Source organism: Thermodesulfobacteriota bacterium (assembly GCA_036482575.1).
GTDB lineage: Bacteria > Desulfobacterota > GWC2-55-46 > GWC2-55-46 > JAUVFY01 > JAZGJJ01.
This window is the reverse complement of record JAZGJJ010000087.1, coordinates 1-2,771: the sequence shown is the minus strand read 5'-3', so window position 1 is coordinate 2,771 and position 2,771 is coordinate 1. Positions and strand designations below refer to the sequence as shown.

General features: G+C 57.1%; 4 protein-coding genes. All 4 read left to right on the top strand.

Annotation, left to right across the window (positions count from 1 at the left end):
- Nucleotides 1-50 precede the first annotated feature (50 nt).
- Nucleotides 51-191, top strand: coding sequence for a hypothetical protein (locus V3W31_03755; GenBank protein ID MEE9614057.1), 141 nt, complete (start codon nucleotides 51-53; stop codon nucleotides 189-191).
- Nucleotides 192-479: 288 nt separating this feature from the next.
- A complete protein-coding gene (locus V3W31_03750; protein ID MEE9614056.1) occupies nucleotides 480-818 on the top strand; it encodes a P-II family nitrogen regulator in 339 nt (112 codons plus the stop codon).
- 52 nt (nucleotides 819-870) lie between these two features.
- A complete protein-coding gene (gene glnA, locus V3W31_03745; protein MEE9614055.1) occupies nucleotides 871-2,292 on the top strand; it encodes a type I glutamate--ammonia ligase in 1,422 nt (473 codons plus the stop codon).
- 101 nt (nucleotides 2,293-2,393) lie between these two features.
- On the top strand, nucleotides 2,394-2,771 hold a 378-nt coding region (locus tag V3W31_03740), incomplete at its 3' end, for a YqhA family protein (GenBank protein MEE9614054.1).

The window sequence follows — 2,771 nt, the reverse complement described above, 5'->3', positions numbered from 1 at the left end:
AAGCAGATTTAAGGTTTGTTCCGTATTGTAAGAATGTGGCTGATGTTGGTGTGCTGGACATTTCCATAAATAATAGAAATGTATTTTCAGCTATCCTGAACGTCTTCTACATAGCCGCGGCCGCCTGGTTCTTCTTCTGGAACTTCAAGGCGGTAAAGCGTAAGGGGCTCCTTACGAAGGTCGGGGAGTAGGGTGTGCACCCCCCCCCACCCCACCCTTGCCGCCCCGGAGCGCACACCACCATTATCTGGCCCATCTGACCAATTTATAGGCAAAAACCCCTTGATTGCCTATTTTTTGGCCCAATATACCCTTAAAAACCCCGAAATCCCGCATATCCGGCCCGGCATGGAAATTGCTTATTATACTAATGTCCGCTGCCCGGGAAAGAGGGGTGAAGTTGCCCGCAAAAAGCCTTTACAAGCTTCCCCCCCTGTGCTATTTTTGGGCCTTGCTCAAACGGCAGAGGAGGTCGGACGATGAAGAAAATAGAGGCGATAATAAAGCCCTTCAAGCTCGACGAGGTAAAGGAGGCCCTTAACGAAATAGGCATCCAGGGCATCACCGTCTCCGAGGTAAAGGGTTTCGGGAGGCAGAAGGGACACACCGAGCTCTACCGGGGCGCGGAGTACGTGGTCGACTTCCTGCCGAAGATAAAGATCGAGATAGTGGTAAAGGAAGAGATCGTTACAAAGGTGGTCGAGACCATAGTGGAGACCGCCAGGACGGGCAGGATAGGCGACGGCAAGGTCTTCGTCCTTCCTGTGGACGAGGCGGTGAGGATAAGGACAGGGGAGAAGGGGGAAGAGGCTATATAGCCCTCTTAAGACATACTACAGCATACAACATTACAACAAGGAGGAGCAAGCAATGTCGGTAAAAACGGTTAAAGACGTTCTCGAATTCGCGAAGAAGAACAAAGTCCGGATGGTGGACCTGAAGTTCCTGGACTTTATCGGCCTGTGGCAGCACTTCTCGGTCCCCACCTCCGAGCTGAACGAAGACATGTTCGAAGGGGGCCTCGGGTTCGACGGGTCGAGCATCCGGGGCTGGCAGCCCATCCACGCAAGTGACATGCTGGTGATGCCCGACCCCTCGACCGCGCAGATGGACCCCTTCACCGAGGCGGCCACGCTCTCGCTTATCTGCAACATCGTGGACCCGATAACCAAGGAGCCCTACTCGCGCGACCCGAGGAACATCGCGCAGAAGGCCGAGGCATACCTGAAGTCCACGGGCATAGGGGATACGGCGTTCTTCGGCCCCGAGCCGGAGTTCTTCATATTCGACGACGTCCGCTTCAGCGAGGGTCCGGACCACAGCTTCTACTTCGTCGACTCGGTCGAGGGCAGGTGGAACACCGGCCGGGACGAGTGCCCGAACCTCGGCTACAAGCCCCGCCACAAGGAGGGCTACTTCCCGGTCTCGCCAAGCGACAGCCAGCAGGACATAAGAACCGAGATGTGCCTGGTGATGGAGCAGGTGGGGATAGACATCGAGTGCCAGCACCACGAAGTCGCAACGGCCGGGCAGGGCGAGATAGACATGCGCTTCGACAGTCTCCTCAAGATGGGCGACAATCTCATGTGGTTTAAGTACATAGTAAAGAACGTAGCCCGCAGGTGGAACAAGACCGCCACCTTCATGCCCAAGCCCATCTTCGGCGACAACGGCACGGGCATGCACACCCACCAGTCGATATGGAAGGACGGGAAGCCGACCTTCGCAGGCGACAAGTACGGGGGGCTCAGCCAGAGCGCGATGTACTACATAGGCGGGATACTGAAGCACGCCCGGGCGCTCAACGCCTTCACCAACCCGAGCACCAACTCGTACAAGAGGCTCGTCCCCGGCTTCGAGGCGCCGATAAACCTCGCATACTCGAGCAGGAACCGCTCGGCCTCGGTGAGGATCCCCATGTACTCGGCCTCTCCGAAGGCCAAGAGGGTCGAGGTCCGCTTCCCCGACCCCTCGTGCAACGGGTACCTCGCCTTCTCGGCCATGCTCATGGCAGGGCTCGACGGCATACAGAACAAGATCGATCCGGGCGACCCGCTCGACAAGGACATCTACGGCCTCTCCCCCGAGGAGCTCGCCAAGGTGCCTTCGGCCTCGGGCACGCTCGAAGAGGCGCTCGACGCTCTTCAGGCGGACCACGACTTCCTCTTGAAGGGCGACGTCTTCACCCAGGACGTCATCGATACATGGATAGGGTATAAAAAGGAGCGGGAGGTCGACGAGATAAAGCAGCGGCCCCTGCCCCACGAGTTCGCCCTCTACTTCGACTGCTGAGGAAGGGCACGGAGACCCAAGAAAAAAGCCCCGGGATGTCCCCGGGGCTTTTTTTCCGTTTTTACTTAACCGCACCGCCCCCGCGTGGTACTATACGTACAATGTTTAAAACTATCGAAAGAGTAATCGAGCGGATCCTCTGGGAGAGCCGGCTCATCGTCTTCCTGGCCGTCGTGGCCAGCATAGTGTCGGCCATGGTGCTGGCGCTCATGGGCAGCTACGACGTATGGCTCGTGGTAAAAGAGATGTGGCACGTCATGGGCGACGCCGAAAAATACAAGGAGTTCCACTCCACGGCCATAACCCACATAATAAGCGCTATAGACGCCTACCTCATAATGACCGTGCTCCTCATATTCGGCATAGGCCTGTACGAGCTCTTCATAAGCAAGATAGACCACCTTGAGGGGGACAGCCGCTCCTCCCGGATACTGGTAATCCACTCGCTCGACCAGCTGAAGGAAAAACTCGCCAAGGTC